Genomic DNA, 26,728 nt, shown 5'->3' with positions numbered 1-26,728 from the left:
CCGGCACGTCCCTGCTGACCATGCCCGGCGTGTTCGAGGACCTGTTCACCGCGACCGGCGGGCCGTTGCGCGGTGAGGTGGAGCTGCGTCGACTGGACCCGATCGCGTCCTACCGGTTCGCCGACGGCACGACACTCGCCGCGCATGCCGACGACGACGCGTTCGTGGCCGAACTGGACGATCGGATCGCCCCCGGGTCGGGCGAGGACTGGCGGCGGCTCACCGACCGGGCCTGCCGGGTCTTCGACGCCGCCGAAGGACCGTTCCTGTCCAGTCCCGTGTCGGCGACCGGGCTGGTCCGGCTCGCCTGGTCCTCACCCGGTGACATCGCCGCGATCGCGCCCGGCCGGAGCCTGCGCCGGCTGGGCTTGCGCTACCTGCGTGATCCCCGGCTGCGGATGATCCTGGACCGCTATGCCACCTACTCTGGATCCGATCCCCGGCACGCCCCCGCCGCTCTGGTGTCGGTGGTCCACGCGGAACGGCGCTTCGGGGGCTGGTACGTCGCGGGCGGCCTGCGCCGCCTCGGGGATGCGCTCACCCACCGCGCCGAGGAACGCGGCGTCCGGATCCTGCTCGACGCGCCGGTGCTGGCGGTGACCCGGACCCCCGGCGGGCGGGTCGACGGGGTCCGCCTCGCCGACGGTACCCGGCTGCCCGCGGACGTCGTCGTCGCGAACGCCGACGCGGCGGCGCTCTACGGCCGGCTGGTGAACGATCGGGCCGGCCGCCGGCGGCTGCGGCGGACGGTGCCGTCGATGTCCGGCTTCGTGCTGCTGCTGGCCCTGACGGGTCGCACGCCCGGGCTGGGGCATCACACGGTCACCTTCCCCGCCGACTACGACGCTGAATTCGATGCCGTCTTCGCGGGCCGGCTGGCGGCCGATCCCACCGTCTACCTTGCCGCGCCCGCCGACCCGGCCTGCGCGCCGCCGGGCTGCGAGGCGTGGTTCGTCCTGGTGAACGCGCCCCCGCATCGGGGCGCAGGCGGCCACGACGGCGCAGGCACCCTGGACTGGGACCGTCCCGGGCTCGTCGACGGCTACGCCCGGCGCATCCTCGACGTGCTTGCCGCCCGCGGGTTCGACGTCCGCCCCCGGTTACGCTGGTACGAGACCATCACCCCGGCGGATCTGGAACGGCGCACCGGGACGGTGGGCGGATCCATCTACGGTGGATCCTCGAACGGCGTGCGGGCGGCCTTCCTGCGGCCTCCGAACACATCCCGGGTGCCCGGCCTGTTTCTCGTCGGCGGATCAACCCATCCCGGCGGTGGGCTGCCGCTCGTCGTGCTCTCCGCCGGCATCGTCGCCGGCCTCATCGGCCCGGCCTGACCCGGCTGCCAGGGTCGAGTGGACCGTGGCCGTGAGCTGAAAGAAGCCGACGGCGCACACCGCCAGCGTCGCGGTCGTCGCGATACTCGCGGCGAGGTTCGCGAGGCCGGGCACCAGACCCGCTCCGAACGAGCCGACCGCGGCGATGATGATCCGGGCCGGCCGCTCCCCGACGGTCACCACACCGATCTCGTCGAAGCCGGCGTTGCCGGCCCGGGCCCGGGTGTACTCCAGCAGTCCCAGCATGCTGCCTGCCGCGATCACAAGGCCGCCGGGTGCGCCGAGACACCACAGGGCCAGCAGGTAGGCCAGGTCACCGCAGCGGTCCACGACGGAGTCCAGGACATATCCCCAGGCGCTCGTGCGCCGGGTGAGGATCGCCACCGCTCCGTCGAGGTTGTCGGCCAGGCCACTGAGCACGATCACCAGAGCCCCCAGCAGCGGCCACCGGCCACCAGCCACGGCCGGGGGAATCGCGAGGGTGGTGAGCACGGCCCCCCCGGCGGTCACCGCCGACGGGCGCACCCCGCGGGCGGCGAGCGGCCTGACCACCCAGTAGACCACCGTCAACCAGGCACGAACGAGCCATAGCCCGCGCGCCAGGTCGTAGCCGCCGTGCAAGGTCGACCATTGGGCAAGGTAGGTGTCCCGACCGGGTACCGGGGTGCTCACGTCATCCATCGTGCCTGTCGGCCATCGTGCCCGTCGGCCATCGTGCCCGTCGGCCATCGTGCCCGTCGGCCATCGTGCCCGTCGGCCATCCCGTTCCACCCGGTACGGCCAGCGCCGCGTCCGGTACGCCAGGATCCGTCCGGTACGCCAGGATCCGTCCGGTACGCCGTCTCGCGCTGGGACATGCTGGGACATAGAGTCTCGTCATCCCCTACCGTGAGCCGTACCGGCACCCTGCGTCCGGCCGGCGACCGAAACCGAAGGCGCCGATCGGTCACCGGACCGGCCCGAGGTCGGGAGACGCGGTGTCGGAGGAACAGCGGTGTCACGAGAGAACAGCGGTGCCACCCAGACGTGGCGGGAGTGACGTGTCCGAACAGGTAGGCGGCGTGGTGGAGACCCTTGAGGACCTCGACCCGCGGGCGGTCTTCTCCGCCCATCGCGACCAGGTGATCCTTGCGGTACGGATCACTCCGGTCTTCAACACCCTTGATCTCAGCCTGGTGACGGCGGTGGTGGACGCCGCCAACCAGGCCGGGTTCGCGCTGGTCCGGGAGCATTCGCTCCGCGACGAATGGCTGCTGTGCGTCTTCGACGCCTACGACGAGCACGACTGAGTGCCGGCCCGGCGGCATGAGCGCGGGTGGGCCGGGCGAGCGGCCCACCCACCATGCGCCACCGGGCCACCCCGCGGACCGGCCACTCCGCGGACCGCGGCCGGTTACCGGACCGCCTGGTAGATCTCCCGAGTGGCGCTGGAGCGGTTGAGAGTGATGAAATGCAGGCCCGGGGCACCGCCGTCCAGCAGGCGACGGGACAACTCGGTCGCCACCTCGACCCCGATCGCCCGCACGGCCGCCGGGTCGTCGGCGACGGTCTGCAACCGGGAGGCCAGCGCCGGCGGGAAGGCCGCACCGGACAGCTGCGCCATCCGGACGATCTGCGCGACGTTCGTCACCGGCATGATTCCAGGAATGATCGGCTTGTCGCAGCCCAGCCGGCGGACCCGGTCGACGAGACGGAAATAGTCGTCAGCGCCGAAGAAGAACTGGGTGATGGCGTAGTCCGCGCCGGCGTCGAATTTGCCCACCAGGTAGCGCGCGTCGCTGTCGAAGTCGACCGACCGTGGGTGCTTGTCGGGGAAGGCGGCTACGCCGACGCAGAAGTCGCCGACCGACCTCACCAGGCGTACGAGTTCGTCCGCGTACTGCAGGCCCGCGGGATGGGCGGTCCAGGTGCCCTGCGGATCCCCTGGCGGGTCGCCGCGCAGGGCCAGGACGTTGCGCACCCCGACGCCGGCGTAGTTGCCGATGACCCGGCGCAGCTCGGCGACGGAGTGGTTGACCGCAGTGAGATGGGCGATCGGCGTGAGGGTGGTCTCGGTGGCGATCCGCTCGGTCACCCGGATCGTGCCGTCGCGCGTCGACCCGCCCGCCCCGTACGTCACCGAGACGAACGAGGGATGCAGCGCCTCGATCTGGCGCAGGGCCGTCCACAACTGCCGCTCGCCGTCCGGCGTCTTCGGCGGGAAGAACTCGAAGGAGAAGGAGGCACGACCGGTGGCGAGGTACTCGCCCATCGTCGTGGGTTGCGTGCTCAGACTCCGGACCGCCGCCATGGCACGAGGGTAGACCGGGCGTGGCCACGATCGAGGACGGACCCCCGGTCGGAAACACAACCGATCAGGCCCCGACAGCGGGCAGCAACATTTTCCCGGCGTGATCCCACGAATCCCCAGCGTGATCCCGCGAGGGTCATGATCCGTCGAGTCCACCAACATGGGTGGGCAACCCGGCTGGAACGGGCTCGTTGGGCGGGACCAGCTGGGAGAACCCAGATGGACGGCAGACAGACAAAAGACGTCCGATGGACAAGGGACGTCAGATGGACAAGGGTCCCAGCGGCGCGGCGAGACCGACCCGCACCCGCCCGGACACGCTGCGCGCCACCACCTGGCGTGCCGCGTGCGCCGACGGGGTCAGCTCCACGTCGGCCGCCCCGGGATCGGCGGTCTCCACCTCCACCCCGTACTCGCCCTCGGGCAGCATGACGGTGACCATGCCCGTCTCGCTCTGCGCCCGCACGCCGTCCGGCGGCTCGCTGAAGTGCAGGCTGACGTCGCCGTCCCGGCTGCGCGCGGCGACCGGACCGCGCGCGAGCTCCCGCCCGGCGATGGTGCCATCGCGGGTGACCAGGGACAGTTCACTGCCGACCCCCCACAGCGTGATTTCGCCGGCGAGCACCTCAGCCCGCACCCGGACCCGTGGCGGCACGGTCAGCCTGGCCCGCACATCGCTGGCCCGGCCGTCGATCCGCAGCGTGGTCCCGGCCCTCGTGATCGCGGGCACGGACCGGCCGGGACGGCGCCGCACGGTCAGCGCGACGTGCACGTCCTCGCGGTCCCGCCCGGAGATCTCGACGCGGCCGGCGGCCACCAGGACCTCCACGGCGTCGATACCGTCGACAGTGTGAGTCAGCTCCGCGGGTGGCAGCCGCAACAGGGTCAATCCGCCCAGTGCGGCGGCAACCAGCAGAACGGCGACCACGACGACGGCGGTGTCGAACACGGGCACACCGCACGGTACCCCGGGCGCCCGCCGATCCCCGGCCACACGATGGTCCCGGACCACACGACGGTGCCAGACCACACGACGGTGGATGTGCGCCGGCGGGTCTCCGCCGTGTTGCGGCGCTTCACCGGTTCGCGCGGAGCGCTCCTGTGCGGAATCGACGACGATCTGATCCCGTTCGTCCGCATCGCCACCGAATTCCTGCTGGCGGAGGGCAAGCGGTTGCGTTCCGCCTTCTGCTACTGGGGGTGGCGAGGGGCGGACGGCCCGGACTGCGACAAGATCGTAACCGCCGCCGCCGCCCTCGAGCTGCTGCACGCCTGCGCGCTGGTCCACGACGACGTCATGGACGCCTCCGACACGCGGCGCGGCCGGCCGGCCGCGCACCGGCGCTTCTCCCGGGTCCACCGGACCGCCGGCTGGCGGGGTGATCCCGCCGACTTCGGCCGCTCGGCCGCGATCCTGCTCGGCGATCTGTTCCTGGCCTGGGCCGACGAACTGCTCGCGGCCAGCGGGATGCCACCCGAAGCGCTGGTCCGGGCCTGGCCCACCTACGGGCGGATGCGCAGCGAGCTGATGGCGGGGCAGTACCTCGACCTCGTCGGCCAGGCCGAGGCCGGTCCGCACGGCGGCCTCGGTCCCGGGCGGGCGGTCCGCATCGCCCGGTACAAGACCGCCGGTTACACGGTGGTCCGTCCCCTGCAGCTCGGCGGTCTGCTCGCGGGCGCGCCGCCGGACCTGTTGGCGGCCTACGCGGCGTTCGGCCTGCCGCTCGGCGAGGCGTTCCAACTCCGCGACGACCTCCTGGGCGTGTTCGGCGATCCGGCGGTGACGGGAAAACCCACCGGGGAGGATCTGCGTGACGGGCGGCCCACCGGCCTGCTGGCGCTCGCGCTGACCCGCGCGCAGCCGGCCGCGGCGGCCCGGCTGCGCGCTCTGGTCTCCCCGCCGGTCCGGCGCGCCGGGCACCCTGAGGATGCGGGGCAGCCCGAGAATGCGGGGTATTCCGGGGAATCCGGATGTTCCCCGGGATTCGGGCCCGCCGAGAACCCCGCGGCTCGCGCCGCCCGGGTCGCCGAGGCCCGCGACATCATCGCCGCGAGCGGAGCGGTGGCCGCCGCTGAGGAACGGATCGCCGCCCGGACCGCCTCAGCGGTCGAGGCGGCGCGGCGGGCGGATCTGGACGTCACGACCCTCGCCGCCCTGACGGAACTCGCCATGGCGGCGACTTTGCGCTCACATTGAGCAACTGACCACATCGGTTAACCGCACCATCGACCAGGAAGACCATCGACCAGGAAGCAGGTGGCAGGTGCGCACGGTGACCGGAGCGACGAATCACGTCGTCATCGTCGGGGCCGGTCTCGCCGGTCTGTCGGTCGCGCTGCGCCTGGTCGGCGCCGGCCGGCAGGTGACGGTGCTCGAGCGGGAGGCGACCCCCGGCGGTCGGGCCGGCCTGCTCGCGCTGGGCGACTATCGTTTCGACACCGGACCGACCGTCCTGACCATGCCCGAGCTGATTGCCGACGCCCTGGATTGTGTCGGGGAGGATCTCGACCGCTGGCTGTCGCTGACCCGGCTCGACCCGATGTACCGGGGGTTCTTCGCCAACGGTTCGTCGCTGGACATCCGCGCCGACCCCGCCGACACCGCGCAGGAGATCCGGGCGTTGTGCGGCCCGGCGGAGGCGGCCGGCTTCGAGCGGTTCGTCGGCGTCGTCACCGCGATGTTCCGCACCCAGCTGCGCCACTTCATCGACGCGCAGGTCGACTCCCCGCTGTCGTTGCTGCGCCCGCAGCTCGCCCGGCTGGCCGCCCTCGGCGGCTTCCGCCGGCTCGACACCGTCGTCGGCCGCCATCTGCGGGACCCGCGGACCCGGCGGATGTTCTCCTTCCAGGCGATGTACGCCGGGCTCGCCCCGCACGACGCGCTGGCCCTCTACGCCGTCATCTCCTACATGGACTGCGTCGCCGGGGTCTACCACCCGACCGGCGGCATGCACGCCGTTGCCGAGGCGCTGGCCGGCGCCGCGGCCAAGCACGGTGCCACCCTGCGCTACGAGACCACGGTGACGCGGGTGGAGGTGCGGGGCGGCCGGGCGGTCGCGGTGCACACCGCGGCGGGGGAGCGCATCGGCGCCGACGTGGTGGTGCTCAACCCCGACCTGCCGATCGCCTACACCGAACTGCTGCCTCCCTCGACGGCGCCGGCCCGTCTGCGCCGCCTGCGGTACTCGCCCTCGTGCTTCCTCCTGCTGGCCGGGGGGCGCGTAGAGTACCCGCACACCGCGCATCACACCATCCACTTCGGCCGGGCCTGGCGGTCGACCTTCCGCGAGATCATCGATCGCGGCGAGCTGATGAGCGACCCGTCCTTCCTCGTCACCACCCCCTCACGTACCGAACCCGCGATGGCCTCGGCCGGCGGCCACACGTACTACGTGCTCTTCCCCACACCCAACCTCACCGCCCCGCTCGACTGGTCGGTGCTGCGCTCGCGCTACCGCGACGAGGTGGTCGCCACCTGCGAACGCCACGGCTACCGAGGCTTCGGCGACGCCATCGAGGTGGAGCAGGTCACCACGCCCGCCGACTGGCGGGCCCGCGGGATGGCGGCGGGCGCCCCGTTCGCGGCGGCCCACACCTTTCGCCAGACCGGCCCGTTCCGCCCCTCGAACCTGGCCCCGGGCCTCGCGAACGTCGTGTTCGCCGGCAGCGGCACCCGGCCCGGCGTCGGGGTCCCGATGGTCCTCATCTCCGGCCGGCTGGCCGCGGAGCGGATCCTCGGCGCTGACCGGGGCTACCGTTCCCGCGCCCTGCGCTGACCCGTGACGCACCCCGGCAGCCCGGCACCCTGGCACCCTGGCACCCTGGCACCCTGGCACCCTGGCACCCTGGCACCCCGGACATTTCCCACCGCCGAGAAGTTGCTGAAGAGCGGCTTAGAAGAGGCTTCCGGCCAGGCCGTGCCGAGTCCTTTGGCACCCTGTTCCACGGTGCGGCTGGGACAATGCTGCCATGGACGAAGGGCACAGCCCGGCCGGCCTCGCCGTACCGGACACCACGTCGGACGCGGCGCTGCTCGAACGCGCCCTGTTCGAGATCAAAAAAGTGATCGTCGGACAGGACCGGATGGTCGAACGCATGCTCGTCGCCCTGCTCGCCCGGGGCCACTGTCTGCTGGAGGGCGTGCCCGGAGTCGCGAAGACGCTGGCCGTGCAGACCCTCGCGACCGTCGTCGGCGGTTCGTTCGTCCGCATCCAGTTCACCAACGACCTCGTGCCCTCCGACATCGTCGGTGCCCGTATCTACCGGGCGAGCCAGGAGACGTTCGACGTCGAGCTCGGCCCGGTCTTCGCGAACTTCGTGCTCGCCGACGAGATCAACCGGGCACCCGCGAAGGTGCAGTCGGCGCTGCTGGAGGTGATGTCGGAGAAGCAGGTCTCGCTCGGCGGGGTCACCCACCGGCTTCCCGAGCCGTTCCTGGTACTGGCCACCCAGAACCCGATCGAATCCGAGGGCGTCTACCCGCTACCGGAGGCGCAGCGGGACCGGTTCCTGATGAAGGTCAACGTCCCCTACCCGAACCCGGCGGAGGAGCTCGAGATCGTCCGGCGGATGGGCACCTCGCCACCGGTCCCCGAGCGGGTCCTGAACCCGGAGGCGCTGACCCGGCTGCAGACCCGGACCGACGAGGTGTTCGTCCATCACGCCATCATCGAGTTCGCCGTCCGGCTGGTGCTCGCCACCCGGTCCCCCGGCGAGGCGGGCCTACCCGAGCTCGAGGGCCACCTGGCCTACGGAGCCTCGCCGCGCGCCTCGCTCGGACTGGTCGCGGCGGCCCGCGCGCTCGGCCTGCTGCGCGGGCGCGACTACGTCGTACCCGACGACGTCGCCGCAGTCGCCCCGGACGTCCTGCCCCACCGCCTGGTGCTCTCGTACGAGGCGCTGGCCGAGGGGCTGACCGCGGACGCGATCGCCGCCCGGATCCTGGGCGTGGTTCCGCAGCCTCAGGTGGCGCCCCGCCAGCAGGGCCCCTACTACCCCACCGGTCCGCAGGCCGGCGGGTGGGGGACGAACCCGCGTTCGGGCTTCCCGGAATACCTCGACCAGGGTGCGCCCGGATGACGGACCCCGCGGGCCGGCTCCGGGCCGGCTCCATGTCGGCGACCGATCCGGCGGTGGAGCGGACCCTGCGCCGGCTCGAACTGACCGTGCTCCGCCGTCTCGACGGCATGCTCCTCGGCGATCATCTCGGGCTGCTGCCCGGTCAGGGCAGCGAGAAGGCCGAGAGCCGCGAGTACGCCGTCGGTGACGATGTGCGCCGGATGGACTGGGCCGTCACGGCCCGGACCACCGTCCCCCACGTCCACGATCTCATCGCCGACCGGGAGCTCGAGACCTGGGCGCTGGTGGACCTCACCGCCAGCACCGAGTTCGGCACCGGTACCTGGCAGAAGCGTGATCTGGCGATTGCCGCCACGGCCGCGGTCGGCTTCCTGACCGCCCGCACCGGCAACCGGATGGGCGCGATCGCGCTGACCCAGGCCGGTCCACGGGCGATCCCAGCCCGTCCCGGCCGGGACGGGCTGCGGGCGCTGCTGCACACGCTCATCACCACGCCTCGCGGCGCGCACGACCGCCCCCGCCGCCGGCCCGACCCGGCGGCGGCCACCAACCTCGCCGCGGCGGTGGAGGACCTGCTGCACCCGCCGCGGCGCCGCGGGCTCGCAGTCGTCGTCTCCGACTTCCTGTCCACCGACCTGCGCTGGGAACGGCCGCTGCGGGTGCTCGCGGCGCGGCATCAGGTGCTCGCCATCGAGATCGTCGACCCGCTCGAGCTAACCCTGCCGCCGGTCGGGCTGCTGCCCGTCGTGGACGCCGAGACGGGGGCGTTCGTCGAGGTCCCGACGTCGTCGCGGCGGTTGCGGGAACGTTACGCCGCGGCCGCCGTCGCCCACCGCAGCGCGGTCTCGCTGGCGTTGCGCCGGGTCGGCGCCGACCATCTGGTCCTGCGCACCGACTCGGACTGGCTGGTCGACATCGTCCGGTTCGCCTCGGCGAACCGGCGCGGCCGGGGCGCCGGCCGCCGCCCGCCCGTGGGTCGGGCCAACCAGCGTGGCACGGCGGCGCCCGCCACCAGTCGGGCAGGCACCAGTCAGGCAGGCACCAGTCAGGCAGGCACCAGCCGGGCAGGCACCAGCCGGGCAGGCACCAGCCGGGCAGGCACCAGCCGGGCAGGCACCAGCCGGGCAGGCACCTGATGAGCTTCCTGGCCGGGCACTGGCTGTGGCTGTACCTGGGGGTCGGCGCATTGCTGATCGCCTATGTCCTGGTCTCGGCGCGGCGGCGGGTGTATGCCGCCCGGCTGTCGTCGGCGTCGCTGCTGTCCTCGGTGCTTCCCCGCCGACCGCAGTGGTGGCGCCGTCACGTCCCGGCGGCGCTGCTGCTGCTCACCCTCGCCGGGTTGGTGTTCTCCCTGTCGCGACCGGCGCGGGCCGAGCGGGTTCCCCGGGAACGCGCGACGATCATCCTGGCGATCGACGTCTCCAACTCGATGGCGGCGACGGACATCGCCCCGACCCGGCTGGCGGCCGCCAAGCAGGGCGCCTCGGCATTCGTCGACCAGCTCCCTCCCCGTATCAACCTCGGGCTGGTCTCGTTCGCCGGCAGCGCGACGGTCCTGGTGCCCGCGTCCGCCGATCGCGAGTCGGTCCGCGCCGGCATCAGCGGCCTGCAGCTCGGTCCCGCGACCGCCGTCGGCGAAGGAATCTTCGCCTCGCTCCAGGCAATCACCGCCGCCGGCAAACGGTTCTCCGACGCGGGGCAGAGCGCGCCTCCGGCCGCCATCGTGCTGCTCTCCGACGGGGAGACCACCCGTGGGCGGCCGAACAACCAGGCGATCGAGACGGCGCGGCAAGCCCGTATCCCGGTGGACACCATCGCCTACGGCACCGCCGACGGAACGCTCGACGTCGGCGGTCAGGAGGTGCCGGTGCCGGTCAACGAGCAGGCGCTCCGTGACATCGCGGAGCAGACCGGCGGCTCGTACCATCGGGCCACCTCCGGCGACGAACTGCGTTCGGTCTACCGGGGGCTCGGTAGCTCGATCGGGTACCGGACCGAATACCGGGAGGTCACCACCTGGTTCCTCGGGCTGTCCCTGGGGCTGGGATTCGCCGCGGCGGCGACGTCCCTGGCGTTCGCGTCCCGGCTTCCCTGAAGGGATCGACGCCGACGAGGGGGGTCGACCGGACGTCCCGGGGCAGGTCGGCGCCCCGATCGGACGGGAGCCGTCGATATTCGCCTCGCTGGGTGGCTACGCTGACTAACGTGGGTCAGCTCGACGCGGCCGGAATCATCGATCCTCGACTACGTTCCTCCTACGCGCGGGCCCGGGCGCTCAATGCCGCCCACGGCCGCACGTACTACCTGGCCACCCTGCTGCTGCCAGGGTGGAAGCGGCCCCACGTCCACGCGCTGTACGGCTTCGCCCGCTACGCGGACGAGATCGTCGACGATCTCGACTCCACGCTGACCGAGGCCGAGCGGGCGCGCTGGCTGCACGAGTGGGGCGGCCGGTTCCTCGCGGCACTGCGGGCGGGGACACCCGCCGTCGACGTCGACGCTGAGATGGCCGACGCTGAGATCGTCGGCGCCGAGATCGTCGGCGCCGGGAGGGACCGGCACCGCGCGGAGGTCTCGGTGCTGCCTGCGGTGGTCGACACCATTCACCGCTTCAAGCTCGATCCGGACCATTTCGCGGCGTTCCTGGCCTCGATGGCGATGGACCTCACCGTGACGGAGTACGCGACCTGGGACGAGCTGACCGTCTACATGCACGGATCGGCCGCGGTGATCGGCCTGCAGATGGTGCCGATCCTCGAGCCGGTGGACGACAGCGCCCTGCCCTATGCCCGCGACCTGGGGATGGCCTTCCAGCTCGCCAACTTCATCCGCGACGTCGGCGAGGATCTGCGGCGCGGCCGCGTCTATCTGCCCCGGACCTCGCTGGACCTGTTCGGGGTCACCCGGGAGCAGCTGGCCGCCGGCGTCGTCGACGGGCCGGTCCGCCGGCTGCTGGCCTTCGAGATCAGCCGGGCGCGGGAGCTGTTCCGCGCCGCCGAGCCCGGCATCCGCCTGCTGCACCCAACCTCACGCGACTGCCTGCGGACGGCATTCGTCCTCTACCGGGGCATCCTCGACGAGGTCGAGCGCGCCGACTACCGGGTGCTCGAACGCCGCGTGTCAGTCGGGCTCCCGCGCCGGCTGGCGGTCGCCGGGCCCGCCCTGGTCCGGGCCGCCCGGGCGCGTCGCGGCCACGGCCACGGGATGCCTCAGATCAGCTCACGGCCCCCCAGGTAGGGCCGCAGCGCCTCGGGAACGCGCACCTCGCCGTCGGCGGTCTGGAAGTTCTCCAGCAACGCCGCCAGCAGCCGTGGGGTCGCCACGGCGGTGTTGTTGAGCGTGTGCGCGAAACGCACGGTGCCGTCGGTGTCGCGGTAGCGCAGGTTCGCCCGGCGCGCCTGCCAGTCGTGCAGCGTCGAGCAGCTGTGCGTCTCGCGGAATCGGCCGAGCGAGGGGAACCAGGTGTTGATGTCGTTCATCCGGAACTTGCCGACGCCCATGTCCCCGGTGGCGCATTCGACGACCTCGTAACACAGCCCGAGGTCGGACAGGATCCGCTCGGCGGTGGCCAGCAACTCGGCATGCCAGCGGGCCGACTCGGCCTCGTCGGCGGCGCACAGCACGAACTGTTCGACCTTCTCGAACTGGTGGACGCGCAGCAGACCGCGGACGTCCCGGCTGGCGCTGCCGATCTCCCGGCGAAAGCACGGCGAGATGCCGGCGTAGCGGATCGGCAGGCGGCCCACATCGAGAATCTCCCCGGCATGCAGGCCGACAAGGGCCACCTCGGCAGTCCCCGCCAGGTAAAGCCCGTCAGCGGGGATCGCGTAGATCTCCTCGCGGGCCTTGGGTAGCATCCCGGTGCCGACGAGCGGCTCCTCCCGGACCAGGGCGGGCACCGACACGGGGATGAAGCCCAGCCCGCGCAGCAGGTCGAGCGCATAGGAATGCACCGCGCGCTCCAGCATGACCATGTCACCGACGAGGGCGTACGCCCGCTCCCCCGCGACCCGCCGGGCCCGGGCGAACTCCGCCCACCCTCGTTTCTCGGCCAGTGCCGTGTGGTCGAGCGGGGTGAAGTCGAACTCCGGCGGCTCGCCGACGGTCCGCAACACCACGTTGGCCGACTCATCGGCTCCCACCGGCGCACCCGGCCACGGGATGCCCGGCACCAGCAGCATCAGCTCGGACAGCCGGGCCCCGGTCCGGGCCAGCTGCTCGCGCAGGTCCTTCAGCTGGCGGTCGAACGCCTCGTGCTCGGCCCGCAGCTCGGCCCGCCGGGCCGCGTCGGCCCCGGCGAACTGCTTCGCGAAGCTTTTGCGCCGAGCCTGCGCCTCGTCCACCTCGAACTGCAGTTTGCGATTGTCCCGGTCGAGCTGTAGCAGTTCATCGACATCCAGATCAATGCCTTTGGCCGCGACCGCGTCTTTCACGGCCTGCGGATTCTCCCGGATAAAGCGCTTATCGAGCATGGAATCGCGTCAGCCTCTGATCGGTACCGCATTGTGCTTTGCGGTAACGCTACCAGCCGTCCGGCCCGCTCACCGGTCCGCTCCCGGCCCGGTAGGCACCCGCCCCGGTAGGCACCCGCCCCGGCAGGCACCATGCGGGGCGATCCGCCGCTCACCGGTTACGGTGCACAGACCACGCCAGAACCAGACCGCACCAGAACCAGACCATGCCAGAAGCAACAGACCACATCAGAAGCGAGGGAGGCCGGCGACGGTGGCCAGTTCGAGGGAGCGACGTCAACGCGAGCTCGCCGAGGCCCGGGCGACCCGACAGGCGGAGCGGCGCCGGCTCGCCCATCGCCGCCGTCAGCAGCGGCTCGCGGTCGTCTCCGGATTCATCGCGATCGTCGTCGCGGCGTCGACGATCGCCGCGATCCTGCTCACCGGCAAGGACGACCACCCCGACGTGGCCGCCGCCGGTGTCACGACCACACCCACCGCGACCGCACCCACCGCGACCGAGCCAACACAATCGGCCGCCCCCCGGCAGACCAGCAGGGTCGGACAGTGCACCTACACCTCCAACGGGGAGACCCCGGCCCGCGGCGCCACCCTGCCGGCGGCTGCGGCCACCGTCGACACGTCCCCGGCGACAATGGTGATCACCACCGGCGCCGGCACCATCACGGCCGCCTTGGACGCTCAGAAGGCACCATGCACGGTGCACGCCCTGCGCACGCTCGCCGGCGCCAGGTACTTCGACGGCACCGCGTGCCACCGCCAGACCGGAGGCGCCGACGCGGGCATCTCGGTCCTGCAGTGCGGCGACCCCACCGGAACCGGCAACGGCAGCCCGGGGTACGGGTACGCCAACGAGAACACCCAGGGCGTGACCTACGACCGAGGCGTGCTGGCGATGGCGCACAGCCAACTGCCGGACAGCAACGGCAGTCAGTTCTTCATCAACTACCAGAACCCGACCCCGCAGGGCGCGGCGGCGCTCGCCGGCAATTACACCGTCTTCGGGAAGATCACCAAGGGACTCGACGTGCTCGACAAGCTCACCGGGCCCGGCGTCGAGGGCGGCGGCTCCGACGGTGCCCCGGCGAGCAAGCCGAAGATTCTTTCGATCACGATCGCCCAGGGCGGCTGACCCGCCGGTCAACCGGCCCAGCGGCGGATGGTGTCGATGCGGGCCTGGAGCTGCGCAGCGGTGGCCTGGCCGCTCGGCGGACCGCCACAGGTCCGGCGCAGCTCGGCGTGGATCATCCCATGGGGCTTGCCCGTGCGGTGGAAGTGTGCGCCGACAAGCCGGTTCAGCTCCTTGCGCAGCTCGCCGATCACCTCGTGCACGGGCCGGGTAGCCGCCTCGGCCGCCGGCTGCACGCCCTCGCGGGCCGGCGGGACGGCCGGGACCGAATCGTCGGCACGGGCGGCGGCACGGCGCGTGGCGGCCTGCTGGGCGGCCTGCTGGGCAGCCTCCCGCTGGCGCAGCAGGACCGCGACCTGATCGGGCTCCAGCAGGCCCGGCAGGCCCAGGAAGTCCTCCTCCTCGATGGACCCGGGGGCCGCCGGGGTGCCGAACTCGCCGCCATCGAAGATCACTCGGTCGAGATGGGCCGAGGATCCCAACGCCGTGAACAAGGTATCCGGCTTGTCGGGGGTGTCTTTGCGCCGGTTGGCGTCCCGCAGCGCGTCGTCGTCAAAGACGTCCGGATCGCGCGGGGACTTCTCCAGAGCGTGGTCCCGCTGGACCTCCATCTCGCCGGCTAGCGCCAGCAGGGACGGCACGCTCGGGAGGAAGACCGACGCCGTCTCCCCGTGACCGCGGCCCCGAACGAACCGCCCGACGGCCTGGGCAAAGAACAGCGGGGTCGACGCCGAGGTCGCATAGACCCCGACCGCGAGGCGGGGCACGTCCACGCCCTCACTGACCATCCGTACCGCCACCATCCACCGGTCGGCCGACCGGCGAAAGTCGGCGATCTTGGTCGACGCGGTCGGGTCATCGGAGAGGATCAACACGGGCGAGGTGCCGGTGATCCGGGTGAGCAGCGCGGCGTAGGCGCGCGCGGCCGCGTGATCCGTGGCGATGACCAGCCCGCCCGCGTCGGGCATGCCGCCGGCCCGCACCTGGGACAGCCGGGTGTCGGCGGAGGCGAGCACCGCCGGCATCCAGTCCCCGCCCGGATCGAGCGCGGTGCGCCACGCGGCGGCGGTCTGCTCGTTGGTGAGCGGCTCCCCGAGCCGGGCGCTCAGTTCCGCGCCGGCACTGGTCCGCCAGGTCATCTCACCCGAGTAGGCAAGGAAGAGCACCGGGCGGACGACCCCGTCGCGCAGCGCCTCGGCATAGCCGTAGGAGGAGTCCGCGATGCTGCGCATCACCCCGTCGGGGCCCGGCAGGTAGGTGACGAAAGGGATCGGGTTGACGTCGGAGCGGAACGGAGTACCAGTCAGCGCGAGGCGCCGCGCGGCCGGGGTGAACGCCTCCCGGATCGCCTCACCCCATGACAGCGCGTCGCCGGCGTGGTGGATCTCGTCCAGGACGATCAGAGTGCGGCGCGCGGCGGTCCGGGCGCGGTGCAGGGCCGGATGCGCCGCCACCTGGGCGTAGGTCACGGCGACACCGGTGTAGTCGGAGGATGTCGCCCCGGCCGAGTTGCGGAAGTCCGGATCGAGGTCGATACCAACCTCCGCCGCGGCCACGGCCCACTGGCGTTTGAGGTGCTCGGTGGGCGCGACGACGGTGATCCGACTGATCTCGCCGGCAGTGAGAAGGTCGGCGGCCACCTGCAGGGCGAAGGTCGTCTTCCCGGCGCCCGGGGTGGCGACCGCCATGAAGTCCCGGGCGCCCGACGACGACCGTGACCGGTAGGTCTCCAGGGCCGCACGCTGCCACGCGCGCAGCGGTCGGGCTGGTGGAACGGGACGTCGTGGACGAGGGCTTCGGTCGAGGGGGCCGGCTCTCACGCCATCACACTCTAGAAGGCGACACTCGGCGAAGACGCTGGCGGTCGCAGGCGCGTCGGGATGACCACACGTTTGCCGTAGATGGTCCCGAAGGGACCACGCCCGAGCATGACCGTCTTATCTCACAGAGGGTTAAGCTCCTGGAGTCAACCGATTGACTTCGGAGGCTCCGATGCAGCTCACGACCGGTCCTTCGGCAGTTCCCCGCGCACCGGTGGCCTCCGCGCCAGCACCTGAGGTATCCGGTGGCGGCAGGATGCCCGCCACCCGCACACCCAACACCCGCACACCCAACACCCGGCTGCGGCTGAGCCGGGAGGAACGGGGCTGGTCGCAGGAACGGCTCGCCACCGAGATCCGTCGGTTCTCCGTCATCCACGAGGGTCGCGAGGCCGGAGTGACCGGCAACATGATCTGCAAGTGGGAGAAAGGCGACAAGAAACCGAGCCTGCGTTATCAGCGGTTGTTGCGGGCACTATTCGGCCGGTCGTCGGCGGAGCTCGGTTTCGTGGACGACGAAGCGCTTCCCGCCGCCGCCGGAGCACCGCTGGGCGGAACCGGTCAGGGTACGGCCGTCGCCGCGTCGATGAACCTTGAACAGGCGGCCTGCGAGACGGGCGCCGCGGGCACACTCGTGCTTCACCCCGGCGCCGACATGATCGACACGAACGGTATTCCCGTGGAACGTCGGGACTTTCTCCGGCTCTTCGCCGCGGCGGGCAGCGTCGCCGTCGTGCCCATGAACGGCGTCACGGACACCCCGCCCTGGGAGCGCCTCTCGGCGGCGCTGCGCCGCCGTAGCACGGTGACCCCGGAGCTCGCCGACGAGCTGGGCCAGCTCACCGCGGGGCTGTACGGCCTGGAGGAGCGCGTTCCCGCCCGGATCCTGATACAGCGGGTCACCGGGCATCTGAGCAGGCTCAGTCAGCTGCTGGAGACCATGAGCCGGTCCCCGGTACGCCGTGAGCTGACCTCCACCGCCGGGGAGACGGCGGCGCTCGCCGGATGGCTCTCGTTCGACATGAACGACCTGCCCGCGGCCGTCGCCTACTACCGGGTGGCCATCGAGGCCGCCCGCGAGGCCGACGACAACGCCCTGTGGGCCTGCGTGCTCGGTTACGAGAGCTACCAGACCGCCAGCCGTGGCCGCCACGACCAGGCCTGCGCGCTGCTCGGTGAGGCCCAGCGACGGGCCGCCACGGGCAGCACGGTGATGACCAGGGCCTGGCTGGCTGCCCGGGAGGCTGAGGAGCAGGCCGCCCGCGGCGAGGGCCGGGCGGCGCTGGCCGCCCTCGACCGTGCCCAGGATGCCTTCGACCGGGGTGAGAGCAACGGGGACCGGGTCTGGACGCAGTTCTTCGACCGGGGCCGGCTCGATGGCCTGAAGGTCACCACCTACACGCGGCTACGGCGACCCGCCGCGGCCTACGCCGCGGCCACCGAGGCACTGCGGGCGGCCGCTCCCGGTGCGACGAAGAAGCGGTCGTTACTGATGAGCGACATCGCGGAGGTGCACATCCAGCGGCGGGAGATCGAGGCGGCCTGCCACTTCGCGGCCGAGTCCCTCGCGATCGTGGCCCAGACGGACTTCTCACTGGGCCTGGCCCGTATCCGCCGCGCCCGGGAGCACCTGCGGCCCTGGCAGCACACCCAGACCGTGCGCGAGTTCGACGAGCAGCTGCGGGCACTCACCTGACGGTGGGTGCCGTCTCGGCGCTGATCCAGCCCAGATAGTCGGCATGGCCGGCGACGATCGGCGTCGCAATGATCTCGGGATTTTCGTAGGGGTGGAGGACCACGAGCCGCTCATGTAGCTCGTCGAATCGTTCGGTGGTCGTTTTCGCCAGACAGAGCCATTCCTCGGCCTGCTCGATCTGGCCCTTCCAGCGGTAGGTGCTGCTCATCGGCCCGATCACCTGGAAACAGGCGACCAGACGCGCCTCCACCAGGAGCCTGCCGATACGGTCAGCGCTTTCCCGGGAGTCGATACTCACGATGACCTGAAGGTAACCCACGCGCACTCCCATCTCTAAAACGATGGATACGCAAGATACCCTACATCGATCAGTGGCGGTAGCCGTTGAATTTACGGTGTCCGGTAGGATCGTCCGTATTCTCCGCGTGACATTCCACCCGGATCCACCCGGAATGGGCGGTTCAGTCGCAAGCCGTTTACCGCCGGTTGATCCGGAGGGTACATTCCGGCGCGGAAAGGCCACGCTGGGCGCAAGAGACAACACCCCGCGCCAATCGGAGAAGACCGGCCTGGTCCCGTAACCGGCCTGGTCCCACCCACCGGTTAGTCCTACCGCTGCCGCGGTCCCCCGCCCGGGTGGCTGCCACGCCCGGGTCGGTGCCACCGCCGCCCTACGCTGGCTTCACCCGTCCCCGGCGAGCGCGCCGTGAGCCGACGGCCCCTGGGTCTGGCACACGCGGTAGCAGTCGTAGACACCGCCGACGCCGCGCACGGCGCCGAGCACCTTGTCCAATTGCTCCGGCCCGGTGACCTCGATCGTGAAACGCGCATGCGCGACCCGATCATCGGATGTGGTCGTCGAGGCCGCGCGGACGGACGCCGAGATCTCCGAGAGCACCTCGGTGATGTCCGCGAGCAGCCCGTAGCGGTCGAACGCCTCGACGGCGATCTCCGCGGAAAAGATCTGCGCCTGCGGTGCCGACCAGGTCACCACCGCGACGCGCTCGCGGTCCGACCCCGCCTCGGTGGCGTTCATGCACTCCCGGCGGTGCAGAGACACGGTGCTGCCGTGCGTCGCGAAGCCGACGACCACGTCTCCGGGCAGCGGAAGACAACATCGCGCCAGCCTCGCCGGCGCCCGACCACCCACCCCGTCGTCCGCCACGGCCGCGAGGCTGGGCACCCCGCGCCGGGCGATCGGACGGGCCGGCGACGGCAGGCCCGACGAGACGCCGTCCGCGCCGCCGGCGGTCCGCGCCCCGCCGCCGTTCCCGGACCGAGTGGTCGTGACGCCCGGCTCGGCCACCCCGGCCGCGGCGTCCCTGCGCTGCCGGGCCAGCCGGCGCCGGATACGTACCCGGGCCCGGGAGGTCCTGACGAAGTGCAACCAGTCCTCCGACGGTCCCGCGCCGGGGAGGTTGGACGTCAGGATCTCGACGACGTCGCCGTTGCGCAGCCGGGTATGCAACGGGACGAGCCGACCGTTGACCCGGGCGCCGATCGCCCGGTGCCCGATGTCGGTGTGCACGGCGTAGGCGACATCCACCGGGGAGGACCGGGCCGGCAGCGCGAGCATCCTGCCCTTGGGCGTGAACGCCAGCACCTCGTCGGCGTCCAGGTCCAAGGACAGCGACTCGAGGAACTCGTCCGAGTCGACCTCCTCCTGCCAGTCCAGCAGGCTGTGCAACCAGGACAGGCCCTCCAGGCGGGCGCCGTCCGCGCCGGGCCCGACCGGTCGAGCGACGATCCCGGTCTCGGCCAGCCGGTGCATCGACGGCGTCCTGATCTGGATGTCGAGGGAGCGGCCGGCGTCGTCGGTCACCGTCGTGTGCAGGGACTGGTACATGTTGAACTTCGGGGTGGCCACGAAGTCGCGCAGCCTGCCGGGCACCGGTCGCCACAGGGCGTGGATGACACCCAGCGCCGCGTAACAGTCCGTCACCTCGTCGACGAGCACGAGGACGCGGACGAGGTCGGTGTAGTCCTGGACGGGCCGGTTGCGCTCCTGAGCCCGCTTGTAGATCGAGAACAGGTGGCTGACCCGGATGGAGACGGCGCCGTCGATGCGAGCCCCCGCGAGCCCGGCTCGCAACCGTGCCACCAGCGCCGCGACGGTTCCGGCCGCGCGCTCAGCGGCGGTGAACTCGTCCACCGTGGCGGCGATCCGGGCGTGCTCGGCGGGATGGAGCACGGCGAACGCCCGGTCCTCCAGCTCCCGCTTGATCACGCTGACGCCGAGCCGGTGGGCCAGCGGGGCCAGGACCTCAAGCGTGACCCGGGAGATCTTCACCTGTTTGGGGGGGGACATGAAAGCGAGCGTGCGCATGTTGTGCAGCCGGTCCGCGATCTTGATGACCAGTACCCGGTAGTCCCGGGCCAGGGCCACGATCAGCTTGCGCAGCGTCTCGGCCTCCGCGGCCTCCCCAAACCGCATCTTGTCCAGCTTGGTGACACCGTCGACGAGGTTGGCCACCTCCGCACCGAACTCCTGGGTAACGGAGTCGAGGGTGTACCCGGTGTCCTCGACCGTGTCATGCAGCAGGGCGGCGATCAGGGTGGTCGTGTCCACCCCCAGCTCCGCGAGGACCTCGGTGACGGCGAGGGGATGGCTGATGTACGGATCCCCGCTGCGCCGCATCTGACCGGCGTGCAGCCGCTCGGCGATGCCGTAGGCGTGCACCAGCAGGCCGATGTCGGCACGCGGATGATAGTCGCGATGCGCCTCGACGATGTCACGCAGCTCCGGCGGCACCTGGGACATCCGCGGTGTCGCCATCCGCCGGGCCAGGTGGGCGAGACGCACGCTCGCCTGCCGGGCCGCCGACAGGGCCCGGGAGGCCTCGTCGGCGTCGCCGTCGGCCCGGGACAGCGCGGGGGTCAGACCGCCGCCGGCCGGCAGACCCGCACCCACGGTCTCAGCATCCACGGCGCCCCCCTGATTCGACCCGTTAGACCTGTACGCCCGAGGTAACGCGGAAACAGCCGTACACACCCTCGATAGCACGCACCGCACTCAGGATGTGCCTGAGATGTTTGGTGTCTCCCATCTCGAACGTGAAGCGGCTGACCGCCACCTGATCCCGCGTGGTGGCCACCGACGCCGACAGGATGTTCACGTGCCGGTCGGACAGTACCCGGGTGACATCCGAGAGTAGTTTGGTACGGTCCATCGCCTCGACCTGGATCATGACGAGGAACACCGAGCCCGACGACGGCGCCCACTCGACCTGGACCGTGCGGTCGTGCGGCCCGCCACGCAGCCCCGACAGGTTGGAGCAGTCCGTCCGGTGGACCGACACGCCCTTGCCCCGGGTGACGAAACCGGCAATCTCGTCGCCGGGCATGGGCGTACAGCAGCGAGCGAGCTTCGTCCACACATCGGGAGCACCGGTGACGAGCACCCCCGGCTCCCCGGTCGAGCGGCGCAGCGTGCGGATCGGCAGCTCGGTCTCACCCGCGTCCTCCTCGGCCCCCTCCGGGCCGCCGAGGGCCACGAGCAGCCGCGAGACCACCAACTGGGCGCTGACGTGGTTCTCCCCCACGGCCGCGTAGAGGGCGGCCACGTCGGCGTAGCGCAGGTCCTTGGCCAGGTTCAGCAGGGCGTCCCCGCTCATCAGGCGGGACAGCGGCAGGCCGTGGCGGCGCATCGCGCGGCCGATCGCGTCGCGGCCGGCGACGATCGCATCCTCCCGGCGCTCACGGGCGTGCCACTGGCGGATCTTCGTCCTGGCCCGCGACGAACGGACGAACATCAACCAGTCCCCGCTCGGGCCGGCCGAATGGGCCCGCGAGGTGAAGATCTCGACCGTGTCGCCATTGTCCAGCGGGGTGTCCAGGGCTGCGAGACGGCCGTTGATCCGGGCCCCGACGCACTGGTGACCGATGTCGGTGTGCACCGCGTAGGCGAAGTCCACCGACGTCGACCCGGCGGGTAGCGGGATGACGTCGCCCTTGGGGGTGAAGACGAAAACCTCGTCGGTCTCGGCGGCGAACCGCAGGCTGTCGAGGAACTCTCCCGGGTCCGCGGTCTCCCGCTGCCAGTCGAGCACCTGACGCAGCCAGGTCATGAGGTCCGCGTCGGGTCCGCCCTTGCGCCGACCGGCCCGCCCGCCCTCCGGGGTCCCCGCCGAGGGCCGGGCCGCAACCCCGTCCTCCTTGTACTTCCAGTGCGCGGCGATGCCGTACTCGGCCCGGTTGTGCATTGCGTGCGTGCGGATCTGCAGCTCGACCGGTTTGCCCTCGGGACCGATGACCGTCGTGTGCAACGACTGGTACATGTTGAACTTAGGCATCGCGATGTAGTCCTTGAACCGGCCGGGAATCGGCTTCCAGGTCGCGTGCACGGTGCCCAGCGTGGCATAGCAGTCCCGGACCGAGTCGACCAGGACGCGGATGCCGACCAGATCATAGATGTCGTCGAAGGAACGGCCGCGCACCACCATCTTCTGGTAGATCGAGTAATAGTGCTTCGGCCGCCCGGAGACGACCGCCTTGATCCGCGCGTCCCGCAGGCCGGCCTGCACCTGCCCGATCACCTCGGCCAGATAGACGTCCCGGCTCGGGGCCCGGTCAGCGACCAGCCGGACGATTTCATCGTACCGTTTCGGATACAGCGCAGCGAACGCGAGGTCCTCCAGCTCCCACTTCAACGAGTTCATGCCGAGCCGGTGGGCGAGCGGGGCGTAGACCTCGAGCGTCTCCCCGGCCTTGCGTTCCTGCTTGTGCTCGGGCAGAAAGCGCAGGGTACGCATGTTGTGCAGGCGGTCGGCGAGCTTGACCACCAGCGCGCGTGGGTCGCGGGCCATCGCGACGACCATCCGGCGGATGGTCTCCGCCTGGGCCGCCTCGCCGACCTTGACCCGGTTGAGCTTGCTGACCGCGTCGACGATGAGCGCGATATGGTCACCGAAGGTGTCCCGGATTGTGTCGACGGTAAGCGTCGTCTCCTCGAGGGTGTCGTGCAGCAACGCCGCGGACAGCGTCGCGGTGTCCATCCCCAGATCGGCGAGAATGCTCGCGACCGCGATCGGATGAGTGATGTACGGGTGGCCGGAGAAGCGCACCTGGCCGGCGTGCGCCGCGTCGGCGACCTCGAACGCCTGCTGCACCTGGGCGATGTCGGCGCGCGGGTGGTTCGCGAGCAGCCCGCGCAGCACCGGATCGAGAGCCGAGGGAGGCGTCGCCCGGTGCGTCGAAAAGCGGGAGAGCCGCCCGCGCACCCGACGCGGCAGCGGCGGCGACTCGTGCCCCAGCCGGGGGACGACCGGGGAACCGTCCTCGGGACGCCGTCCCATGCCGACCGCGGTGACCAGCTCGGACCCCCCCGGGGATCCACCTGGTGACTCCTCCCCGCGGACATCGCCACCATCCGCGGCCGGCGGCTGTGCCGGCCCGTGGGCTGCCGGTCCGTGGGCTGCCGGTCCGTGGGCTGCCGGCTCACGCGCCGCCGATCCGGCGGTGGCCCGTGCGGCATCGCCCACCGGCCGGGGCTCCCGGAAGGGAGTGACGGCGGGCGGCGGAACTCCGGTGGTCACCGGCGCTGCCTCGGGCACGAACCGCTCCTGCGTAAGGACTAGACACCGAGCCTAACGCCGCACTGGTCAGAAGCCTTCCGCGGACCTCGCTCAGGCAAGATCAAATCGCCAGAAGGGAGACGACATCGAGCGGCGCAACCCGATCACGGCCCGGTAGGAAGGACAGCTCCATGAGGACCGCCAGCCCCACGACCTCCCCGCCGCCAGCCCCGAGCAGGCTGTGGGCGGCGGCCGCGGTGCCACCGGTGGCCAGCACGTCGTCGACGAGCAGGATCCGGTCGCCGTCGTGCACTGCGTCGGCGTGGATCTCGATCGTGGCGGCGCCGTACTCCAGGTCGTAGGACGCGCTTCGGGTCGGCCCCGGCAGCTTGCCCTGCTTGCGGATCGGCACGAGGCCGGCGCCCAGCCGGTCCGCGACCGGCGCGGCTAGCAGGAAGCCCCGCGCCTCGATGCCGGCGATCGTGGTGGCCCCCAACGCCCGGGCCGCGTCCGCCAGTGCACCGATGACCACCCCGAACGCGGTCGGCGTCGCGAGCAGCGGGGTGATGTCCTTGAACACGACCCCCGGCTGCGGCCAGTCGGGAATGTCGCGGATGTGGGCACGCAGGACCTCGGCGACCGCGTCGTGCGCGGCGGATCGCTGCGGTGCGTCGTCGATGCTCGTCATCGTGCCGCTTCTCCCACCTTCAAGGTCGTCCGGACTTCAGGGGCGTCCGGAGATCTGCCGCCACACGATCGGGGCCGCCCGGATCCGCGCGGCCGGTGACCTGGCTCATCGGCGTTTCTTACCGCTCGGCCGTCCGCGCCGGCCGGGTTTGCGCCCCGCGGCGCGCCGGGCGGGGGGCGCGCCCGACGGTCGTCGGGCGGCACCGCCCAGGTTCGCCCCGGCCGGAACCGGTTCACGCGCGCCGGAGGCGGGTCGTCCTACGGCCTGCTCGGCCCGCTCGTCGGGGACAGGACCGTCCTCACCCCAGCCGGCCGGATCGACCGCCGCGCCGGCGGAAACTGCCGTGCCCGGCGCACCCGCGGCTGCCCGGACCCGCCTGGCGCGCTCGCGGGCGACCCGCGCGTCCAGCGCCCGCACGGCGGGGTCGCCGCGCTTGAGGTCGACGAGCAGCGGCGTGGCAAAGAACAGGGAGGAATATGTACCGGAGGCGATACCGACGAACTGGGCGAGCGCGAGGTCCTTCAGCGTGCCGGCACCGAGCAGACCGGCGCCGACGAAGAGGAGGGAGGCGACCGGGATGATGGCGATGAGCGAGGTGTTCAGCGAACGCACCAACGTCTCGTTGAGCGCGTCGTTCGTCGCCTCCGCGTAGGTCCGCCGTGTCGACGTGCCCATGCCCGCGGTGTTCTCCCGCACCCGGTCGAACACCACCACCGTGTCGTACAGAGAGAATCCGAGGATCGTCAGCACGGCGATGACCGTCGACGGCGTCACCTCGAAACCCACCAGCGAGTAGACACCCATAGTCACGACGAGGTCATGAACGAGAGCGGCTATCGCCGCGAGCGCCATCCTCCACTCGAACCGTACCGAGAGGTAGATCACGACGAGCACGAGGAAGACGACCAGGCCCTGAAGGGCCTTGTTTGTGATCGTCGATCCCCAGGACGAGCCGACGGTCGACACAGCGATGTCGCGGTCCGGGTCCGACACCGAGAAGCGCTTGGCCAACGCGCCGGTCAGCTCACGGGTCTGGGCGTCGGAGAGGGTCGGCGTCTGGATCCGGAACTGGTGGGAGGTCTCCAGCTGCTGGACCACGCTGTCCGCCGGGTCGAGCCCGATGCCGGACAGCGTGTCCTCGACCTGCGCGACGGTACCGCCACTGCTGGGTAGCTGGAAGACCGCGCCACCGGAGAATTCGATACCGAAGGTGAAGCCACGGAAGATCATGCTGATGATGCAGACGGCGACCACGACGCCGGAGACGGCATACCAGGCCTTGCGCCGGCCGACGAAGTCGACGTTAAAGTCGCTGCGGTAGATCCGCCCGACCAGTGCCATCTCAGCTCTCCCGCCTCTGCCCGGCCGGCGCCGGCCGCTTGGCCAGCCGCGCCCGGGTGGGAGCGGCCGGCGCCACGCCACCGCCACGCCCGCCGAGGGTCTTCGGGCTCAGGCCCGAGTACCGGCTGACCGAGAACAGTCTGCGCCGCACCAGCAACGTCACCAACGGCCGGGTGAAGATAAACATGATCACGACATCGCTCAACGTCGACAGCCCGAGCGTAAAGGCGAAGCCGCGCACCGAGCCGATCGACAGGATGTAGAGGACCGCGGCGGCCAGGAAGGAAACCGTGTCCGCGGAGAGCATCGTGCGCCGCGCGGCGGGCCAGGCACGATCCGTGGCCGCCCGGACCGTGCGGCCGGCCCGGACCTCGTCTTTGATCCGTTCGAAGTAGACCACGAACGAGTCCGCCGTGACACCGATCGACACGATCAGACCGGCGATGCCCGCCAGGGTCAGCGTGAACCCGATCGCCACGCCGAGCAGCACCACCGAGGCGTAGATCAGCAGACCGCTGACGGCGAGGGAGGCGATCACGACAATGCCCAGCGCCCGGTAGTACAGGAAGGAGTAGGCGATGACGAGAACGAGTCCGATGGCGCCGGCGAGCAGCCCGCCGTGCAGCGAGTCACGGCCGAGAGTCGGCGAGATGGACTCGGCCTGGGAGCGCTCGAAGGCCAGGGGAAGGGCACCGTAGCGCAGCACGTTGGCGAGGTCCTCGGCTTCGGACTGGCTGAAGCCGCCGGAGATCTGGGCCGATCCGGGGATGCGCTCGTTGGTCTGCGGCGCGGACTGCACCACCCCGTCGAGCACGATCGCGACCTGCTTGCCGATCGTGCTCTCGGTCAGCTTGGTGAACTTGTTCTGGCCCGAACCGGTGAACTCGACGTTCACGACCCACTGCCCGGTGGTGACGCCCGTGGTCCCGCCGCCGCCCTGCAGGCCCGCGGAGGCGGTCTTCACATCCGTCCCGACCACCGTGGCCGGCTTGAGCAGGTACTTCGTCGTCCCGGTCCGGTCACAGGCGGCGGTCCAGTCCTGCGGGCGGTCGGTGCTGACCGAGGCCTTGCGGACGTCGGCCGCTGCGCACGTCAGCGACTCGTAGCGAGCGAACACGTCGGCGGGCGGGCTGTCCCCGGCCGGCGCGGTCGACCCGGTCGCCGCCGGCGTGGGGGCGGCCGAGACCGCCGGAGAAGCCGAGGCCGCCGGAGAAGCCGAGGCCGCGCTCACCGCGGGCGTGCCCGCGGCGGCCAGCGACACCGGCTGGGCGATCAGGCCGCGGCCCGTGCCGTCACCGAGTGCGGCCGGTTTGTTCGACGCAGCGGGTGCCTGGGATGATGGCGCGATGCTCGGCGTGCTCTGGCT

Annotated in this window: 21 protein-coding genes; 10 read left to right on the top strand and 11 right to left on the bottom strand. The window is 71.6% G+C overall.

Features of this window, described 5'->3' with window-relative positions; genetic code table 11:
- A partial coding sequence (locus tag AC08OP_RS01965; protein WP_476612632.1) for a phytoene desaturase family protein occupies positions 1-1,334 on the top strand: 1,334 nt, incomplete at its 5' end.
- On the opposite strand, the gene AC08OP_RS01960 is transcribed toward AC08OP_RS01965, so the two are convergent.
- A complete protein-coding gene (locus AC08OP_RS01960) occupies positions 1,257-2,015 on the bottom strand; it encodes a CDP-alcohol phosphatidyltransferase family protein (RefSeq protein WP_476612631.1) in 759 nt (252 codons plus the stop codon). The genes AC08OP_RS01965 and AC08OP_RS01960 overlap by 78 nt on opposite strands.
- A 359-nt stretch (positions 2,016-2,374) precedes the next feature.
- Between AC08OP_RS01960 and AC08OP_RS01955 the strand changes: the two genes are divergently transcribed.
- Positions 2,375-2,623, top strand: coding sequence for a hypothetical protein (locus AC08OP_RS01955; RefSeq protein WP_462185985.1), 249 nt, complete (start codon positions 2,375-2,377; stop codon positions 2,621-2,623).
- A gap of 104 nt (positions 2,624-2,727) precedes the next feature.
- Here AC08OP_RS01955 and metF read toward each other — a convergent pair whose 3' ends face one another.
- Together metF and AC08OP_RS01945 are read right to left on the bottom strand one after the other, a co-directional pair.
- Positions 2,728-3,624 carry a methylenetetrahydrofolate reductase [NAD(P)H] gene (metF, locus tag AC08OP_RS01950; RefSeq protein WP_476612630.1) on the bottom strand — a complete coding sequence of 299 codons (897 nt, stop codon included), beginning with the start codon at positions 3,622-3,624 and terminating at the stop codon, positions 2,728-2,730.
- Between the two features lie 262 nt (positions 3,625-3,886).
- Positions 3,887-4,573, bottom strand: a complete 687-nt coding sequence (locus AC08OP_RS01945; protein ID WP_476612629.1) for a DUF4097 family beta strand repeat-containing protein — start codon at positions 4,571-4,573, stop codon at positions 3,887-3,889.
- Positions 4,574-4,642: 69 nt separating this feature from the next.
- Here AC08OP_RS01945 and AC08OP_RS01940 point away from each other — a divergent pair, with 69 nt between their 5' ends.
- The 6 genes from AC08OP_RS01940 to AC08OP_RS01915 all read left to right on the top strand — a co-directional run bounded on the left by AC08OP_RS01940 (position 4,643) and on the right by AC08OP_RS01915 (position 11,940).
- Entirely contained in the window at positions 4,643-5,821 is a 1,179-nt protein-coding gene (locus AC08OP_RS01940; RefSeq protein WP_476612628.1) for a polyprenyl synthetase family protein, read from the top strand.
- Positions 5,822-5,888: 67 nt separating this feature from the next.
- Positions 5,889-7,400 carry a phytoene desaturase family protein gene (crtI, locus tag AC08OP_RS01935; RefSeq protein WP_476612627.1) on the top strand — a complete coding sequence of 504 codons (1,512 nt, stop codon included), beginning with the start codon at positions 5,889-5,891 and terminating at the stop codon, positions 7,398-7,400.
- Positions 7,401-7,593: 193 nt separating this feature from the next.
- Positions 7,594-8,703, top strand: coding sequence for an AAA family ATPase (locus AC08OP_RS01930; RefSeq protein WP_476612626.1), 1,110 nt, complete (start codon positions 7,594-7,596; stop codon positions 8,701-8,703).
- Positions 8,700-9,839, top strand: coding sequence for a DUF58 domain-containing protein (locus tag AC08OP_RS01925; protein WP_476612625.1), 1,140 nt, complete (start codon positions 8,700-8,702; stop codon positions 9,837-9,839). The genes AC08OP_RS01930 and AC08OP_RS01925 overlap by 4 nt, the downstream gene beginning before the upstream one ends.
- On the top strand, positions 9,839-10,798 hold the full coding sequence (locus AC08OP_RS01920; protein ID WP_476612624.1) for a VWA domain-containing protein: 960 nt from the start codon (positions 9,839-9,841) through the stop codon (positions 10,796-10,798). Before AC08OP_RS01925 ends, AC08OP_RS01920 begins: the two co-directional genes overlap by 1 nt.
- Before the next feature lie 110 nt (positions 10,799-10,908).
- Positions 10,909-11,940 carry a phytoene/squalene synthase family protein gene (locus tag AC08OP_RS01915; protein WP_476612623.1) on the top strand — a complete coding sequence of 344 codons (1,032 nt, stop codon included), beginning with the start codon at positions 10,909-10,911 and terminating at the stop codon, positions 11,938-11,940.
- Here AC08OP_RS01915 and serS read toward each other — a convergent pair.
- A complete protein-coding gene (gene serS, locus AC08OP_RS01910) occupies positions 11,913-13,175 on the bottom strand; it encodes a serine--tRNA ligase (RefSeq protein ID WP_462185976.1) in 1,263 nt (420 codons plus the stop codon). The genes AC08OP_RS01915 and serS overlap by 28 nt on opposite strands.
- Before the next feature lie 253 nt (positions 13,176-13,428).
- Here serS and AC08OP_RS01905 point away from each other — a divergent pair, with 253 nt between their 5' ends.
- On the top strand, positions 13,429-14,307 hold the full coding sequence (locus AC08OP_RS01905; RefSeq protein ID WP_476612622.1) for a peptidylprolyl isomerase: 879 nt from the start codon (positions 13,429-13,431) through the stop codon (positions 14,305-14,307).
- A gap of 8 nt (positions 14,308-14,315) precedes the next feature.
- Here the strand turns inward: AC08OP_RS01905 and AC08OP_RS01900 are convergent, their stop codons facing one another.
- Positions 14,316-16,124: a DEAD/DEAH box helicase gene (locus AC08OP_RS01900; RefSeq protein ID WP_476612621.1), complete on the bottom strand. Its 1,809-nt coding sequence runs from the start codon at positions 16,122-16,124 to the stop codon at positions 14,316-14,318.
- A 172-nt stretch (positions 16,125-16,296) separates the two neighbouring features.
- Between AC08OP_RS01900 and AC08OP_RS01895 the strand changes: the two genes are divergently transcribed.
- Positions 16,297-17,820: a helix-turn-helix domain-containing protein gene (locus tag AC08OP_RS01895; protein WP_476612620.1), complete on the top strand. Its 1,524-nt coding sequence runs from the start codon at positions 16,297-16,299 to the stop codon at positions 17,818-17,820.
- On the opposite strand, the gene cutA is transcribed toward AC08OP_RS01895, so the two are convergent.
- The 6 genes from cutA to secD all read right to left on the bottom strand — a co-directional run.
- Complete coding sequence (gene cutA / locus AC08OP_RS01890) at positions 17,813-18,139, bottom strand: divalent-cation tolerance protein CutA (protein WP_476595121.1); 327 nt, start codon at positions 18,137-18,139, stop codon at positions 17,813-17,815. The genes AC08OP_RS01895 and cutA overlap by 8 nt on opposite strands.
- A 363-nt stretch (positions 18,140-18,502) precedes the next feature.
- Entirely contained in the window at positions 18,503-20,746 is a 2,244-nt protein-coding gene (locus AC08OP_RS01885) for a RelA/SpoT family protein (RefSeq protein ID WP_476612619.1), read from the bottom strand.
- 22 nt (positions 20,747-20,768) lie between these two features.
- Complete coding sequence (locus tag AC08OP_RS01880) at positions 20,769-23,372, bottom strand: RelA/SpoT family protein (RefSeq protein ID WP_476612618.1); 2,604 nt, start codon at positions 23,370-23,372, stop codon at positions 20,769-20,771.
- Between the two features lie 82 nt (positions 23,373-23,454).
- Complete coding sequence (locus AC08OP_RS01875; protein ID WP_476612617.1) at positions 23,455-24,021, bottom strand: adenine phosphoribosyltransferase; 567 nt, start codon at positions 24,019-24,021, stop codon at positions 23,455-23,457.
- Between the two features lie 105 nt (positions 24,022-24,126).
- Positions 24,127-25,362 (bottom strand): protein translocase subunit SecF, encoded by a 1,236-nt coding sequence (gene secF / locus AC08OP_RS01870; RefSeq protein WP_476612616.1) that lies wholly within the window; start codon positions 25,360-25,362, stop codon positions 24,127-24,129.
- Between the two features lies 1 nt (position 25,363).
- A partial coding sequence (gene secD, locus AC08OP_RS01865) for a protein translocase subunit SecD (RefSeq protein ID WP_476612615.1) occupies positions 25,364-26,728 on the bottom strand: 1,365 nt, incomplete at its 5' end.

This window comes from Frankia sp. CeRuru1, assembly GCF_977966315.1.
The sequence above is the reverse complement of the archived record's forward strand: the minus strand, read 5'-3'. Positions and strand labels throughout refer to the sequence as shown.

Coding starts and splice junctions, on each gene's coding strand:
- AC08OP_RS01960 (WP_476612631.1), bottom strand. CDS start 2,015: ATGGATGACGTGAGCACCCCGGTACCCGGTCGGGACACCTACCTTGCC.
- metF (WP_476612630.1), bottom strand. CDS start 3,624: ATGGCGGCGGTCCGGAGTCTGAGCACGCAACCCACGACGATGGGCGAG.
- AC08OP_RS01930 (WP_476612626.1), top strand. CDS start 7,594: ATGGACGAAGGGCACAGCCCGGCCGGCCTCGCCGTACCGGACACCACG.
- AC08OP_RS01925 (WP_476612625.1), top strand. CDS start 8,700: ATGACGGACCCCGCGGGCCGGCTCCGGGCCGGCTCCATGTCGGCGACC.
- AC08OP_RS01920 (WP_476612624.1), top strand. CDS start 9,839: ATGAGCTTCCTGGCCGGGCACTGGCTGTGGCTGTACCTGGGGGTCGGC.
- serS (WP_462185976.1), bottom strand. CDS start 13,175: ATGCTCGATAAGCGCTTTATCCGGGAGAATCCGCAGGCCGTGAAAGAC.
- AC08OP_RS01895 (WP_476612620.1), top strand. CDS start 16,297: ATGCAGCTCACGACCGGTCCTTCGGCAGTTCCCCGCGCACCGGTGGCC.
- AC08OP_RS01875 (WP_476612617.1), bottom strand. CDS start 24,021: ATGACGAGCATCGACGACGCACCGCAGCGATCCGCCGCGCACGACGCG.
- secF (WP_476612616.1), bottom strand. CDS start 25,362: ATGGCACTGGTCGGGCGGATCTACCGCAGCGACTTTAACGTCGACTTC.